Source organism: Mesorhizobium sp. M7A.F.Ca.CA.001.08.2.1, assembly GCF_003998455.1.
GTDB lineage: Bacteria > Pseudomonadota > Alphaproteobacteria > Rhizobiales > Rhizobiaceae > Mesorhizobium > Mesorhizobium ciceri.
Map to the genome: position 1 here is coordinate 1 of NZ_RZPW01001281.1, position 888 is coordinate 888.

The following is an 888-nucleotide window of genomic DNA, read 5'->3' on the forward strand; positions in this document are numbered from 1 at the left end:
CTGTACTCCTTCAAAAACAGGGCTTCCTTGAGCGCCAGATGCTCTGGGCCGACGACGCCGATGCGCTTGCCCACGGCCTCATAGGCGTCGCAGACCGGACACAGTCGGACGGTGCCGGCCGCGACGGCCTCCTCCAGCCCTTCTATTGCCGGGGCCTTGTCCACGATCCCGGTTGCAAGAACCACGCGCCTTGCTCGGATGGTCCCGAAGGTGGTCGTCAGCACAAAGGTCCCGTCGCGCTTCTTGGCGCCCGCTACACGACCGTCCACTACGCCTGCACCGTATCTCTGTGCCTGGGCTTTGAGACGGCCGAGCAACTCTGACCCGCCTACGCCGTCCGGGAAGCCAGGACAGTTATGCGATTTTGGAATGAGCTTGGCTCGTGCGTCGCCAGCGTCGACCACGATCACCGAATGCAGGAATCTGGCCAGATACATGCCTGCCGCAAGTCCTGCGGGGCCGCCGCCGACAATAGCCACGTCGAATTCATGACCGGGGGAAGAAATTGGCATTTCGCCCAACATTGCAAACAGGATCTTGTTCCCTGCTTTGGCAGAGGGGATGAGCGACGGTCAGGCCTCCAAACGTGATTTACGCGGCAACTCGTCGAGGTCCCTTTCACCGGGCGATGGCGCGCGCCTCAATCTGATTTGCGCAGTCTTCGCCATCAAGCGATTCCAGCTTCTGCAAATCAGGCTTCAATTCGAGGTGCCCGAAAATGCCGACATGGCATTTCACAGGCCAACTTGTTAGACCTGCGACCGTGCGCATTTCCCAAGCCGACGCGATTCGAATCGGATCGACCTGCCGGGAAAACCCACCTGATAGCCCCGTCCTTCCGATCCGGAGGGCGCAATGCCGATCGTCTGAAGGGCCGCTCAAATTTAC

Annotated in this window: 2 protein-coding genes; both read right to left on the reverse strand. The window is 60.4% G+C overall.

The features are described 5' to 3' along the window. Window positions 1-524: NAD(P)/FAD-dependent oxidoreductase (locus tag EN914_RS36835; RefSeq protein ID WP_245497948.1), on the reverse strand; the 524-nt coding region annotated here is incomplete at its 3' end. A gap of 94 nt (window positions 525-618) precedes the next feature. Next, on the reverse strand, window positions 619-888 hold a 270-nt coding region (locus EN914_RS38865), incomplete at its 5' end, for a hypothetical protein (RefSeq protein WP_206527343.1).